Genomic DNA, 14063 nt, shown 5'->3' on the forward strand with positions numbered 1-14063 from the left:
GGCGGGGTCGCGGAACTAAGGGAAGGTTAACCTAAGTTCTCGGCATGTCCAGGGGGCGGGGGAGGACGGGGCCCCGCCGGCCGCGGTCTTCACCAGGTGTAGTGCTCGTCCGCGAAGGGGATCGGGCGTCCCGAGTAGGCGACGAAAGCCGCGTGCTTGTCGTACCCGAGGAAGTACTCGCCGCTCCAGTGCTGATAGAAGAAGCGGCCCGTCTCGTCGACGAGGAACATCGCGCCGTCGTCCCGGTCGTACGCCACCGGGAAGACCTTCTTGCCCAGGGCGTCCGCGAGTTCCTGAATGTCCTCCGACGCCCCTTTGTAGGTGAGGAGCGGCGAGAAGGAGACGATGTGCCGGGGGTTGGCCCCCAGCCGGGTCTCCAGTCCGATGTGCTCGCGGACGAACCGCAGGGCGGGCTCGTTCACTTCCAGCACCCCGCCGCCGTCGAGGCCGAATTCCTCGATCGTGCTCGCCACCGCGGCCGCGGCGAGATCGTCGCACCGGCGGCCCGGGTGCCAGCCGGCGCGCGTCAGCCAGGCATCGACCGCCTCGGGGGACTGCAGCAGGGGCAAGGAGCTCATCCCGAAAGGGTCGCCCAGCGGGCGCTCGCCGGCCAACTCATTCCGATCCGCGACGCCGTCGCGGGGCGTGAGCGACCACGCGGCACCGGCAAGCCGCCCGCAGGCATGCCGAAGCCCCCTCGGCACCGAAGGCGGGGCGAGGGGGCCTGGGGGTGGGGGTCAGGACGGGAGGCCGAGTTCGCGGGCGATCAGCATGCGCTGCACCTCGCTCGTGCCCTCGCCGATCTCCAGGATCTTGGAGTCCCGCCACATGCGGGCCACCGGGTACTCGTTCATGAAGCCGTAGCCGCCGTGGATCTGGGTGGCCTCGCGCGCGTTGTCCACCGCGACCGTGGAGGAGTACAGCTTCGCCATCGCCGCCTCCTTCTTGAACGGCTCCCCGGCGACGAGCCGCGACGCCGCGTCCCGCCAGCCGAGCCGCGCGGTGTGCGCCTTCATCTCCATGTCGGCGATCTTGAACTGGATCGCCTGGTACCCGCCGATGGCCCGCCCGAACGCCTTGCGCTCCTTGGCGTACTTCACGGACTCGTCGACGCAGCCCTGGGCGAGCCCCGTCGCGAGCGCGGCGATCGCGATGCGCCCCTCGTCGAGGATCCGCAGGAACTGCGCGAAGCCGCGCCCCTCCGTGCCCAGCAGGTTCGCCGCCGGGACGCGGACGTCGTCGAAGTGGAGTTCGCGCGTGTCCGACGCGTTCCAGCCGACCTTCGAGTACGGGGCCGCGACCGTGAAGCCCGGTGTGCCGGACGGGACGATGATCGAGGAGATCTGCGGCTTGCCGTCCGCCGTGCGTCCCGTGACCGCGGTGACCGTCACCAGACCCGTGATGTCCGTACCGGAGTTGGTGATGAAGCACTTCGTGCCGTTGACGACCCAGTCGCCCGTGGTCTCGTCCCGGACGGCCGTCGTGCGCGTGCCGCCCGCGTCGGACCCGGCTTCCGGCTCGGTCAGCCCGAACGCGCCGAGGATCTCGCCGGAGCACAGCCGCGGCAGCCACTCCCGCTTCTGCTCCTCGGTGCCGAACAGGTGCAGCGGCATCGCGCCGAGCGAGACGCCCGCCTCCAGGGTGATCGCCACGGACGAGTCGACCCGGGCCAGCTCCTCCAGGGCGATGCCGAGCGCCAGGTAGTCGCCGCCCATGCCGCCGTACTCCTCGGGGAACGGCAGCCCGAACAGGCCCATGCGCCCCATCTCGCGCACGATCTCGTACGGGAACTCGTGCCGCTCGTAGAAGTCGCCGATCTTCGGCGCGACGACGTCGTGGGCGAACTCTTCGACGGTGCGCCGGAGTTCCTCGTGCTCGGGGGAGAGGTGGTGGTCCATCTGGCTCACTGCTCCTGCGGGGACTGGGCCTCGGGTACGAGGGCGCGAACGGTGCGGGACGGGCTGGGTCGGCCCAGGTGGCCGGCCATCCACGCGCTCGTGGCGCTGAGACGGCCGAGGTCGACCCCGGTCTCGATGCCGAGGCCGTTCAGCATCCAGACGAGGTCTTCGGTGGCGAGATTGCCGGTGGCGCTCTTCGCGTACGGGCAGCCGCCGAGGCCGCCCGCGGACGCGTCGACGGTGGTGACGCCGTGCTGGAGCGCCGCGAGCGTGTTGGAGAGGGCCTGGCCGTACGTGTCGTGGAAGTGCACCCCGATCACGTTCGTCGCCACGCCCTCCTCGTTGAGCGCGGAGAGCAGCGCCTGGACGTGGCCGGGGGTGGCCACGCCGATCGTGTCGCCCAGGCTGAGCTCGTCGCAGCCCATGTCCATGAGGGACTTGGCCACCCGGACGACCTGGTGGACGGGGACCGCGCCTTCCCAGGGATCGCCGAAGCACATGGAGAGGTAGCCGCGGACGTGGGCCCGCGCCTCCTTCGCGCGGGTCACGACCGGCTCGAACATGGCGAGGGACTCGGCCACCGTCCGGTTCAGATTGGCCTTCGCGAAGGACTCCGTCGCGCTGGCGAACACGGCGATCCGGTCCGCGCCGAGCGACAGGGCGCGGTCCAGGCCCCGCTCGTTCGGGACGAGGACCGGGAGATGGACGTCCGCGAGGCCCTGGAGCCGCGGGAACAGGGTCTCGGCGTCCGCGAGTTGGGGGACCCACTTGGGGTGGACGAAGCTCGTCGCCTCGATCGTGGTCAGTCCGGCGTCCGCGAGGCGGTGGACGAACTCGGCCTTGACCTCGGTGGGGACGGTCGTCTTCTCGTTCTGGAGCCCGTCCCGCGCGCCCACCTCGTGGATGCGGACCCGCGCGGGCAGGCCCGGGGCCGGGATCGTCATCGGCAGGGCGTCCATCACGCCGCCTCCTCTGCGCGTTCCTGGACGACCGCCAGGATCTGGTCCATCGCCACCGTCGTGCCGGGGCGCACGTCCAGCTCCGTGACGACGCCCGCGTGCGGGGCCGCGATCACGTGCTCCATCTTCATCGCCTCGACCACCAGCAGGCTCTGACCGGCCGCGACCTCGTCGCCGACGGCCACCTTGACGACCGTCACCGTGCCGGGCATCGGTGCCGTCAGGGAACCCGCGCCGCCCGCCCCGGCACCCGTCAGGCTCGCCGCGACCGGGTCGTGGTCCTGGACGTGCCAGGCGTCGCCGTCGAGGGCCAGCCAGTCGGCGGCCACCGCCGTGGGCCGCACCGGGGCCGTCGGCTCGCCGTCGACCAGGATCTCGGTGCCGGAGGCCGTGGTGCGGACGCGGACCTCGACCGGGTCGTGCCCGGCGGCCCGCAGGTGGTGCACCGTCCACGCCGGGTCGCCGCCGAGCCGCCAGCCGTCGGGCCGCCCGAACGGGTCGGCCCAGCCGTCGCCGCCGGCCTGCGCCAGGCGCTCCTGGCGCAGGGCGCCCGCCGCCGCGTAGACGCCCGCGGGGACGTCCGCCGAGACCAGGCCGTCGACCTCGCGCTCCACGAGACCCGTGTCCAACTCGCCCGCGACGACCGCCGGATGGGCCAGCAGCCGGCGCAGGAAGCCCGCGTTCGTCGGCACGCCCAGTGTCACCGTGCGGGCCAGCGCCGCCCGCAGCCGGCGCAGCGCCGTGTCCCGGTCGGGGCCGTACGCGATGACCTTCGCCAGCATCGGGTCGTAGAGGGAACTGACCTCCGTGCCCTCGCTCAGCCCGGAGTCCGTGCGCACCCCGTCGCCCTCGGGCTCGCTCAGCGCGAGGACCGTGCCGCCGGAGGGGAGGAAGCCGCGGGCAGGGTCCTCGGCGCACAGGCGCGCCTCGACCGCGTGGCCGGTCAGGGTGATGTCGTCCTGCGTGAAGCCGAGCGGCTCGCCCGCGGCGACGCGCAGCTGCCACTCCACCAGGTCCAGGCCCGTGACCAGCTCGGTCACCGGGTGCTCCACCTGGAGGCGGGTGTTCATCTCCATGAAGCAGTACGCGGACGGGTCGTCGCCGGGGACGATGAACTCGACCGTGCCCGCGCCCCGGTAGCCGCACGAGCGGGCCGCCTCGACGGCCGCCGCGCCCATCGCCGCGCGGGTCTTCTCGTCGAGCAGGACGCTGGGCGCCTCCTCGATGACCTTCTGGTGGCGGCGCTGCAGCGAGCACTCGCGCTCGCCCAGGTGCACCACATTGCCGTGCGCGTCCGCGAGGACCTGGATCTCGATGTGCCGGGGGCGGTCGATCCACCGCTCGACGAGCAGTGTGTCGTCGCCGAACGAGGCCCGTGCCTCGCGCCGCGCCGCCGCGATCTCGTCCTCCAGGACCGTCAGGTCCCGCACCAGGCGCATGCCCTTGCCGCCACCGCCGGCCGACGGCTTGAGCAGCACGGGGGCGCCCAGCTCGCGGGCCGCGTCCGCGAGTTCGGGATCGCGGCCGCCCGGGACCACCGGGACACCCGCGGCCTGCACCGTCTCCTTCGCGCGGATCTTGTCGCCCATCAGCGCGATCGCGTCGGCGGACGGGCCGATGAAGGCCAGGCCCGCCTCCTCGCAGGCCCGCGCGAACGCCGCGTTCTCCGCCAGGAAGCCGTAGCCCGGGTGCACCGCCTGGGCGCCCGTGGCGCGCGCCGCCTCGACGATGCGCTCGGCCGACAGATAGCTCTCGGAGGCCGGCGGCGGGCCGATCCGGACGGCCTCGTCGGCCTCGCGCACGTGCCGCGCGTCGGCGTCCGCGTCGCTGTACACGGCCACCGAGCGGACGCCGAGCGCCCGCAGCGTACGGATGACACGGACGGCGATCTCGCCGCGGTTGGCCACCAGCACGTTCTCGAACATCATCGTTCGCCTCTCCACACCACTGTTCGTCGTCGTGGTCGACGTGGTCGACGGGATCGTCGGGGTCTTCATCGCCGTCACATCCGGAAGACACCGAAGCCGGGGGACTTCTCCGGCAGCGGTGCGTTGGCGCACGCGGTCAGGGCCAGGCCGAGGACCTGACGGGTCTCCATCGGGTCGATCACGCCGTCGTCCCAGAGCCGCGCCGTCGCGTAGTACGCGCTGCCCTGGGTCTCGTACTGGGCGCGGATCGGGGCCTTGAAGGCGTCCTCGTCCTCGGCGGGCCACTCCTCGCCGCGCGCCTCCAACTGGTCCCGCTTGACGGTCGCGAGGACGGACGCGGCCTGCTCGCCGCCCATGACGGAGATCTTGGCGCCGGGCCACATCCACAGGAAGCGGGGGCTGTAGGCCCGGCCGCACATCGAGTAGTTGCCCGCGCCGTACGAGCCGCCGATCACGACGGTCAGCTTCGGCACGCGCGTGCAGGCCACGGCGGTGACCATCTTGGCGCCGTGCTTGGCGATGCCGCCCGCCTCGTAGTCCCGGCCGACCATGAAGCCCGAGATGTTCTGCAGGAACACCAGCGGAATGCCGCGCTGGTCGCACAGCTCGATGAAGTGGGCGCCCTTCTGGGCGGACTCGGAGAACAGGATGCCGTTGTTCGCCACGATGCCGACCGGGTGGCCGTGGATCCGGGCGAAGCCGGTGACCAGCGTCTGCCCGTACTCGGACTTGAACTCGTGGAACCGCGAGCCGTCCACCACGCGCGCGATGACCTCGCGGACGTCGTACGGGGTGCGCGAGTCGACCGGCACCGCCCCGTACAGGCCCGCCGGGTCGACCTTCGGCTCGATCGCGGCCTCGGCCGACCAGGGGAGCGGGCCGCGCTCGGGGAGCGTGGAGACGATCGTGCGCACGATGCGCAGCGCGTGCGCGTCGTCCTCCGCGAGGTGGTCCGTGACGCCGGAGACGCGGGAGTGGACCTCGCCGCCGCCCAGCTCCTCCGCGGTGACGACCTCACCGGTGGCCGCCTTCACCAGCGGCGGGCCGCCGAGGAAGATCGTGCCCTGATTCCGCACGATGACGGCCTCGTCGCTCATCGCCGGGACGTACGCTCCGCCGGCCGTGCACGAGCCGAGGACCGCCGCGATCTGCGGGATGCCCGCGCCGGACATCCGCGCCTGGTTGTAGAAGATCCGGCCGAAGTGCTCACGGTCGGGGAAGACCTCGTCCTGCATCGGCAGGAAGGCGCCGCCGGAGTCCACCAGATAGACGCACGGCAGCCTGTTCTCCAGCGCGACCTCCTGGGCGCGCAGGTGCTTCTTCACCGTCATCGGGTAGTACGTGCCGCCCTTGACGGTCGCGTCATTGGCGACGATCACGCACTCGCGGCCGCTGACCCGGCCGATGCCGGCGATCACACCCGCCGCCGGCGCCTGGTCCCCGTACATCCCGTCGGCCGCCAGCGGGGCCAGCTCCAGGAACGGGGAGCCCGGGTCGAGCAGCGTGTCCACCCGGTCGCGCGGCAGCAGCTTGCCGCGCGCGGTGTGCCGCGCCCGGGCCTTCTCGCCGCCGCCGAGCCGGGCCGCGGCGAGCTTGGCGCGCAGCTCCTCGCCGAGCGCCCGGTGCGCCGCCTCGTTGGCCCGCCACGCCTCCGACGCGGGGTCCGCCGCGCTCGTCAGCTCCGGTGCCTCGTGCATCCTGCGGTCCCCTCACCAAGTCCTGAGCAAGCTCTGGGCCAGTCCTGCGAAAGTTAATGAGCGTTAACCTGTTTCCTCCAGGTTAACGCTCGCTAACCTCCCTGTCTAGAATTACTTCCATGGCCACCAGAACCGACGCCCCCACGCGGCGCGAGCAGATCCTCAAGGAGGCCGCGCGGCTCTTCGCCGAGCGGGGTTTCCACGGCGTGGGGGTCGATGAGATAGGCGCCGCCGTCGGCATCAGCGGACCCGGCCTGTACCGGCACTTCGCGGGCAAGGACGCGATGCTCGCCGAGCTGCTCGTCGGCATCAGCGGGCAGCTGCTCACCGGCGGCAAGCACCGGGTCGCCGAGGCGGGCCAGGGACCCGACGCGCTGCTCGACTCGCTGATCGAGGGGCACATCGACTTCGCGCTCGACGACCGCGACCTGATCACGCTGCACGACCGCGAGCTCGACCGGCTGCGCGACACCGACCGCAAGCTGGTGCGCCAGCTCCAGCGCCAGTACGTGGAGCTGTGGGTGGAGGCGGTGCGCAAGGTCTACCCGGAGCTCGCCGAGCCTCACGCGCGCGTGGCGGTGCACGCGGTCTTCGGGCTGCTGAACTCGACGCCGCACCTGAGCCGCCCGGGTTCGCTGCCCGGGCGTGACGCGACGGCGGCCATGCTGCACAAGCTGGCGCGCGGAGCGTTCGCCGCTGCCGCACAGTGAGGTGAGGTGCGCCGCAGAGTGACGCGCATCTCTGGACGGTCCGGTGACTGGCCGGTAACGTTCTCTGAGCAAGCGCTTAGTCGTCGTATGAGGGCCGTCTGAGGCCGTAGAGGGAGTTCCCGTGCGCCGTACCGTTTTCAATGAGGACCACGAGGCGTTCCGGGAGACCCTGCGCGCCTTCATCGAGGCCGAGGTCGTCCCGCACTACGACGAGTGGTTCCAGGACGGCATCGTCCCGCGCGAGCTCTACGGCAAGATGGCCGAGCTCGGCCTGTTCGGGATCAACGTGCCGGAGGAGTACGACGGCGCGGGCATGGACACCCACAAGTTCGAGGCCATCCAGTACGAGGAGACCGCCCGCGCGGGCGTCTCCTTCGGCGGCTCCGGCGTGCACGTGCTGCTCGCCCTGCCGTACATCAAGATGCTCGCCACCGACGAGCAGAAGAAGCGCTACCTGCCGAACTTCGTCTCCGGCGAGGAGATGTGGGCCCTCGCGATGACCGAGCCGGGCACCGGCTCCGACGTCGCGGGCATGAAGACCACCGCCAAGCTCTCCGAGGACGGCACGCACTACGTCCTCAACGGCGCCAAGACCTTCATCACCGGCGGCGTCCACGCCGACCGCGTCATCGTCTGCGCCCGCACCGCCGCGCCGACCGCCGAGGACCGCCGCTTCGGCATCTCCCTCTTCGCCGTCGACACCAAGTCCGAGGGCTACTCGATCGGCCGCAAGCTCGACAAGCTCGGCCTGCGCACCTCCGACACCGCCGAGCTGGCCTTCGTCGACGTGAAGGTCCCCGCCGAGGACCTCCTGGGCGAGGAGAACAAGGGCTTCGGCTACCTCGGCACGAACCTCGCCTCCGAGCGCTGGGGCATCGCCTACGGCGCGTACGCGCAGGCCCAGGCCGCCGTGAACTTCGCCAAGCAGTACGTGCAGGAGCGCACCGTCTTCGGCAAGCCGGTCGCCACGTTCCAGAACACGAAGTTCGAGCTGGCCGCCTGCCAGGCCGAGGTGGACGCCGCGCAGGCCGTCGCCGACCGCGCCCTGGAGGCCCTCGACGCCGGCGAGCTGACCGCCGCCGAGGCCGCGTCCGCGAAGCTGTTCTGCACCGAGGTCGCCCACCGCGTCATCGACCGCTGCCTCCAGCTGCACGGCGGCTACGGGTTCATGAACGAGTACCCGATCGCCCGCCTGTACGCGGACAACCGTGTGAACCGCATCTACGGCGGCACCAGCGAGGTCATGAAGATGATCATCGCGAAGAACATGGGTCTGTAACCGGCCGCACACAGCTGCCCGATACAACTGATCACATGCATCAGGCACTCAAGGACCTCCTCGATCTGCTCGACCTCGAGCAGATCGAGGAGGACATGTTCCGCGGCCAGTCCCGGTCCGCCGTCGTCCCGCGTGTCTTCGGCGGACAGGTGGCGGCCCAGGCGCTGGTCGCCGCCGGGCGCACCGTCCCGGCCGACCGGCTCGCCCACTCCCTGCACGCCTACTTCCTCGTGGCGGGGGACCCGGGCGCCCCGATCGTCTACACGGTCGACCGGATCCGCGACGGCCGCTCCTTCACCACGCGCCGCGTCGTCGCCGTCCAGCACGGCCGGCCGATCTTCCACCTCTCCGCGTCCTTCCAGACGTACGAGGAGGGGCTCGACCACCAGGCGCCGATGCCGCCCGCGCCGGACCCCGAGTCGCTGCCCACGGCCGCCGAGCTGCTCCCGCGCTACGCGGACTCCGTGCTCTCGCCCGACGTGGTCGCCCGGATGCTGGAGGCCCGCGAGGCCGTCGACCTGCGCTACGTCGACGCGCCGCCGTTCGCCTTCGTCGGCAAGCCGCAGCCGCCGCGCTCCCAGGTCTGGTTCAAGGCCGGCGGCAAACTCGCCGACGACCCGCTGCTCCACGTCTGCCTCGCCACGTACGTGTCCGACATGACGCTGCTCGACTCCGTGCTCCTCGCGCACGGGCGCGGCGGCTGGGCCGTCGGGGACGTCGTCGGCGCCTCGCTCGACCACGCCATGTGGTTCCACCGGCCGTTCCGCGCCGACGAGTGGCTGCTCTACGACCAGGAGTCGCCCTCCGCGTCCGGCGGGCGCGGCCTCGGCCAGGCCCGGATCTACACCCAGGACGGGCACCTCGCGATCACCGTGATCCAGGAGGGCGTCGTTCGCGTCCCGCGCTGAACGGACATACCGTCCCGTACATGAGCGACGTACGGGCGGAGCAGGCGAGCACCACCGAGGAGCCGGCGGGCGGCGAGAGCGTCTTCACCGTGATCGTCGCCGCGGCCGCCAATCTGGGCATCGCCCTCGCCAAGGCCGTGGCCGGTGTCATCAGCGGATCGAGCGCGATGCTCTCCGAGGCCGCGCACTCCTTCGCCGACACCGTCACCGAGCTCCTCCTGCTCACCTCGCTCAAGCGCAGCGAGAAGCCCGCCGACGAGGAGCACCCGCTCGGCTACGGCGGGGAGCGCTATGTGTGGGCGTTGCTCGCGGCCGTCGCCACCTTCGTCGGCGGCGCCGTCTTCTCCCTCTACGACGGCATCCACACCCTGGTCGCGGGCGAGGACCTCGGCGACCCCCTCGTCTCCTATCTCGTCCTCGCCGTCGCCTTCGTCCTGGAGGGCTTCTCGCTGCGGACCGCGCTGCGGCAGGCGCGCGGCGAGGCGGCCCGGACCGGGGCGCCGCTGCGACGGTATCTGCGGCGCACGCCCGACACCGCCGTGAAGGCCGTCGTCCTGGAGGACAGCGCGGCGCTCGCCGGTCTGCTGTTCGCGGCGGGCGGCCTGCTGGGCGGGCAGCTCACCGGTTCGGGCGTGTGGGACGGCATCGCCTCGCTGTGCATCGGCGGGCTGCTGCTGTGGGTGGCCTGGGTGCTCGGGCGGTCCAACGCGGAGCTGCTCGTCGGGCGGCCGCTGCCCCAGCGGGTCCGCGCCGAGATCCGTGAACTGCTGCTCGGCGTCGAGCACGTCGAGGCCGTCCTCGAACTGACCACGCTGGTCCAGGGGCCCCGCGAGGCCCTCGTCGCCGCGAAGGTCGACTTCCGGGACGCGTCCACCGCCGCCCAGATCGAGTGGGCCTGCGAGGACGCGGCCCGGCGGCTGCGCGAGCGGTTCCCGTCCGTGCGGCGCGTGTACCTCGACCCGACGCCGGGGTTCGCCCAGCGCCGCTCCGAGGGACTCAATCCCTGGTGATCCCGGGCTGAACGGGAGCGTGCAGGACCGTGTCGCGCGTCACAATAATGCTTTATTATTCCCGCCATGGTCATGGGGACGGGCACAGGTGCGGGCACGGACGAACGGCGTGAGCGGATTCTGCGGGCGGCCGCCGAGGTCCTGGCCGAGCGGGGCTTCGACGCCGGGCGGCTACGGGACGTGGCCACCGTCGCCGGGCTGTCCATCGGCTCGCTCCAGCACTACTTCGAGACCCGGGACGCCCTGTTCCGCGAGGCCTTCGCCTGGTCCATCGACGAGCTCGTCGACCGCTGGCGGGCCGCGTCCGTCGACGCCCCGACCGCCTGGCGGCGCTTCGAGCTCCTCGTCCAGGCCCTCACCACCGACCCCGGACTCACCCGGCGCTGCGCCACCTGGACCGAGTTCTGCGCCAGCGCCGCGCGCCGCGAGGAACTGCGCGAGGGCGTGCGCCGGGTGCACGACGAATGGCGGGCGCTGATCTCCGGGATCGTCCGGGACGGCGTGCGCGACGGCGAGTTCCGCCCGCCCGTGCCCGAGGCCACCGCCATCGGCTCGCTCGTGGTCCTCGTCGACGGGCTCGACATGGCCGTCGCCGCGGGCTCCGGGCTCACCGCCGAGCAGTACGCCGAACTGCTCGTCGGCACCGCGCGCGCCGTCCTCGGCGTCTCCGGCTGACCTGTTCCCGCACCGATCCGCTCCCGGGAGGGGCCGTCATGGCAGAGTTCCCGCACCTGTTCAGTCCACTGCGGATCGGTCCGGTGACCGTACGCAACCGCATCCTGTCCTCGGGGCACGACACCGTGCTCGTCGAGGACGGGGCCGTCACCGACGCGCTGGTCGCCTACCACGAGGCGCGGGCCGCGGGCGGCGCCGGACTCATCGTCCTCCAGGTCTCCGGAGTGCACCCCTCCGCCCGCTACACCACCCATGTCCTCATGGCCACGGACGACGACTGCGTCCCCGGCTACGCCCGGCTCGCCGAGACCGTGCACCGGCACGGCACCCGGATCTTCGGCCAGCTCTTCCACCCCGGGCGCGAGATCCTGGAGTCCGCCGACGGCAGCGCGCCCGTCGCGTGGGCGCCCTCGGCGACACCCAGCGAACGGTTCCACGTCATGCCGCGCGCCATGACCGAGGCCGAGATCGAGGAGGTCCTCGACGGGTACGGGCAGGCGGCCCGGCGGCTGTGCGCGGCCGGGCTCGACGGGGCCGAGGTCGTCGCCAGCCACGGCTACCTCCCGGCCCAGTTCCTCAACCCGAAGGTGAACGTACGCACCGACGGCTGGGGCGGTGACGGCGCGGGCCGGCTGCGGTTCCTGCGCGAGGCGCTGCGCCGGGCGCGGGCGGCGGCCGGCCCGGACTTCGTCGTCGGCCTGCGCATATCGGGGGACGAACTGAGCCACGACGGGCTCGACACCGCACTCGTCCTGGAGACCGTCGCCGCGCTCGACGCCGAAGGGCTCGTCGACTACGTGTCCGTGTGCGCGGGCAGTTCGGCCAGCCTCTCCGGCGCCCAGCACATCGCGCCGCCCATGTTCCACGAGGCCGGGTACGTGGCGCCGCTCGCCGCGAAGGTGAAGGCCGTCACCGGGGTGCCCGTGATGGTCGCCGGGCGGGTCAACCAGCCGCAGGAGGCCGAGCAGATCGTCGCCGCCGGTCAGGCCGACGCCTGCGCCATGACCCGCGCCCTCATCTGCGACCCCGAACTCCCCGCCAAGGCCGAACAGGGCCGCTCCGAGGAGATCCGCGCCTGCATCGGCTGCAACCAGGCCTGCATCGGGCACTTCCAGCTCGGCTACCCGATCTCCTGCATCCAGCACCCCGAGACCGGCCGCGAACTCCGCTTCGGCACCCTGCCGTTGCTCACCCGGCGCAAGCGGGTCCTCGTCGTCGGCGGCGGACCCGGCGGTCTCAAGGCCGCCGCCGTCGCCGCCGCACGCGGACACGACGTGGAACTGCACGAGGCCGCGCGACGGGTCGGCGGGCAAGTGCTGCTCGCGCAACTCCTGCCCGAACGGGCCGAGTTCGGCGGCGCCGTCACCAATCTGGAGGGGGAGGCACGGCGGGCCGGCGTACGGATCACGGTCGACGCGCCGGTCGACGCCGCCGTCCTCGACGCGCTCGCGCCCGACGCCGTCGTCCTCGCCACCGGGGCCCGGCCGCGCCGGCCGCACCTCGAACTGCTCGACGATCCCGTGGTGCTGGACGCCTGGCAGGTGATCCAGGGGGCGGCCGTGCCGCGCGGGCGGATCGTCGTCGCGGACTGGCGCGGCGACTGGATCGGGCTCGGCGTCGCCCTCCAACTCGCCGGCCAGGGACGGAAGGTGACCCTGTGCGTCACCGGCTTCGCCGCCGGGGAGCACCTCCAGCAGTACGTACGCTCCGCCCTGCTCGCGCGCGCCGCGCGGGCCCGCATCGACATCGTCCCCAACGTGCGCCTCTACGGAGCCGACAGCGACACCGTCTACCTCCAGCACACGCTCACGGAGGAACCCGTGCTGCTCGAAGGCGTCGCCGGGGTCGTGCTCGCCCAGGGACACGAGCCGGTCGACGAGTTCGCCCCCGAAGGGGAGCACGTCGTCGCCGTCGGGGACCGGGTCGCGCCGCGCACCGTCGAGGAGGCTGTCCTCGACGGGCTCACCGTGGGCGCGGCGCTGTGACCCCGGCCCGGGGTCCGGGTCAGTCGTCCAGCAGGCCGGCCGCGCTGAGCAGGTACGCCGTCATCGGGTCGTAGTGGCGCGGGCTCGTGACGTGGTCGTCCAGCGGGACCGTCACCTGCATCGTGCCCTCGGCCTCGCCGACGAACAGCGCCGGGTCGTTGCAGTCCGCGTAGCCCACCGAGTCGAGGCCGCGCTGGGCCGCGCAGCCCGCCCAGCCGTGGTCGGCCACGACCAGGTCGGGCAGCGGGCGGCCCTCGCGCTCCAGGCCGTCCAGGATGCGGGTCATCGGGTCGGGGGAGTGGGTGTGCCACAGCGTCGCGCCGCGCTCCAGCACCGCGACGTCCGCGAACTGGAAGACCATGCCCTCCTCCGTGGCCAGGCCCTCGGGGATCACCATGATCTCGCAGCCCGCCGCGCGCAGGGCCGCGGCCGTCGCGCGGTGCACGTCGAGCAGGCCGCCGGGGTGGCCCGTCGCGAACAGCACACGCTGGCGGTCCTCCGCCGCCTTGTGCAGGCGGGCCGCCATGCGCTCCAGCGCGTCGACCGTCAGCTCCGGGTCGATCGTGTCCTGGCCGTAGCGGTGCTCCGGGTCGTCCACGACGCCGCAGCGCTCCGCCATCACCGCGAGGACGTCCTGCTCGTCGCTCCAGCGGTCGCCCAGCTCCAGCCCCAGCCAGAAGTGGCGGTCGCCGTTCGCCAGCTTGCGGTAGTGGGAGAGGTTGTTCTCCCGTGGCGTGGCCACGTCGCCGGCGATGCGGGTCCGGACGAGGTGGGCGGTCAGGGCGGCACGGCTGGGTGTATCGCTGGGGATCCCGGGTATCGGCATGGGTCCATTGTGCCGGTGGTCGCTGTGAGCCGTTGATCAATTCCACACAGTGGCCCTCCGGGGGGGCGGGTGCCGGGCACGGGAGGGGTGCTCAGGCAGCGTCGCGGGCCGCGGGCCGGTGGGGCTTCTCGCGCCCCGCGGCGGAGCCGCTGACGGACACAGCCCCTTGCCCCTGAAATGCCGACCCT

Annotated in this window: 12 protein-coding genes; 6 read left to right on the forward strand and 6 right to left on the reverse strand. The window is 72.5% G+C overall.

Annotated elements, in window-relative coordinates; translation table 11 throughout:
* Positions 1-89: 89 nt before the first annotated feature.
* The 5 genes from IAG42_RS22715 to IAG42_RS22735 all read right to left on the reverse strand — a co-directional run bounded on the left by IAG42_RS22715 (position 90) and on the right by IAG42_RS22735 (position 6482).
* A complete protein-coding gene (locus tag IAG42_RS22715) occupies positions 90-578 on the reverse strand; it encodes an SUKH-3 domain-containing protein (RefSeq protein ID WP_223206125.1) in 489 nt (162 codons plus the stop codon).
* A 159-nt stretch (positions 579-737) separates the two neighbouring features.
* Positions 738-1898, reverse strand: coding sequence for an acyl-CoA dehydrogenase family protein (locus IAG42_RS22720; RefSeq protein WP_188341556.1), 1161 nt, complete (start codon positions 1896-1898; stop codon positions 738-740).
* Positions 1899-1903: 5 nt separating this feature from the next.
* Positions 1904-2857 (reverse strand): hydroxymethylglutaryl-CoA lyase, encoded by a 954-nt coding sequence (locus IAG42_RS22725; RefSeq protein ID WP_188341557.1) that lies wholly within the window; start codon positions 2855-2857, stop codon positions 1904-1906.
* Positions 2857-4782, reverse strand: a complete 1926-nt coding sequence (locus tag IAG42_RS22730) for an ATP-binding protein (protein WP_188341558.1) — start codon at positions 4780-4782, stop codon at positions 2857-2859. The genes IAG42_RS22725 and IAG42_RS22730 overlap by 1 nt, the downstream gene beginning before the upstream one ends.
* 77 nt (positions 4783-4859) lie before the next feature.
* Positions 4860-6482 (reverse strand): carboxyl transferase domain-containing protein, encoded by a 1623-nt coding sequence (locus IAG42_RS22735; protein WP_188338795.1) that lies wholly within the window; start codon positions 6480-6482, stop codon positions 4860-4862.
* 119 nt (positions 6483-6601) lie between these two features.
* Here IAG42_RS22735 and IAG42_RS22740 point away from each other — a divergent pair, with 119 nt between their 5' ends.
* The 6 genes from IAG42_RS22740 (at position 6602) to IAG42_RS22765 (ending at position 13049) form a co-directional block, all read left to right on the forward strand.
* Positions 6602-7192, forward strand: a complete 591-nt coding sequence (locus IAG42_RS22740) for an SACE_7040 family transcriptional regulator (protein WP_188338796.1) — start codon at positions 6602-6604, stop codon at positions 7190-7192.
* A 121-nt stretch (positions 7193-7313) separates the two neighbouring features.
* On the forward strand, positions 7314-8471 hold the full coding sequence (locus IAG42_RS22745; RefSeq protein ID WP_188338797.1) for an acyl-CoA dehydrogenase family protein: 1158 nt from the start codon (positions 7314-7316) through the stop codon (positions 8469-8471).
* A gap of 35 nt (positions 8472-8506) precedes the next feature.
* Positions 8507-9379 carry an acyl-CoA thioesterase gene (locus tag IAG42_RS22750; RefSeq protein ID WP_188338798.1) on the forward strand — a complete coding sequence of 291 codons (873 nt, stop codon included), beginning with the start codon at positions 8507-8509 and terminating at the stop codon, positions 9377-9379.
* 20 nt (positions 9380-9399) lie between these two features.
* The gene (locus IAG42_RS22755) at positions 9400-10389 is read left to right on the forward strand and encodes a cation diffusion facilitator family transporter (protein ID WP_188338799.1); all 990 of its coding nucleotides are present in this window, start codon (positions 9400-9402) and stop codon (positions 10387-10389) included.
* 66 nt (positions 10390-10455) lie between these two features.
* Positions 10456-11064: a TetR/AcrR family transcriptional regulator gene (locus IAG42_RS22760; RefSeq protein ID WP_188338800.1), complete on the forward strand. Its 609-nt coding sequence runs from the start codon at positions 10456-10458 to the stop codon at positions 11062-11064.
* A 38-nt stretch (positions 11065-11102) separates the two neighbouring features.
* Positions 11103-13049, forward strand: a complete 1947-nt coding sequence (locus IAG42_RS22765) for an oxidoreductase (RefSeq protein WP_188338801.1) — start codon at positions 11103-11105, stop codon at positions 13047-13049.
* 19 nt (positions 13050-13068) lie between these two features.
* On the opposite strand, the gene IAG42_RS22770 is transcribed toward IAG42_RS22765, so the two are convergent.
* Positions 13069-13875, reverse strand: a complete 807-nt coding sequence (locus tag IAG42_RS22770) for a phosphatase (RefSeq protein WP_188338802.1) — start codon at positions 13873-13875, stop codon at positions 13069-13071.
* Positions 13876-14063 lie beyond the last annotated feature (188 nt).

Source organism: Streptomyces xanthii, assembly GCF_014621695.1.
GTDB classification, from domain to species: domain Bacteria; phylum Actinomycetota; class Actinomycetes; order Streptomycetales; family Streptomycetaceae; genus Streptomyces; species Streptomyces xanthii.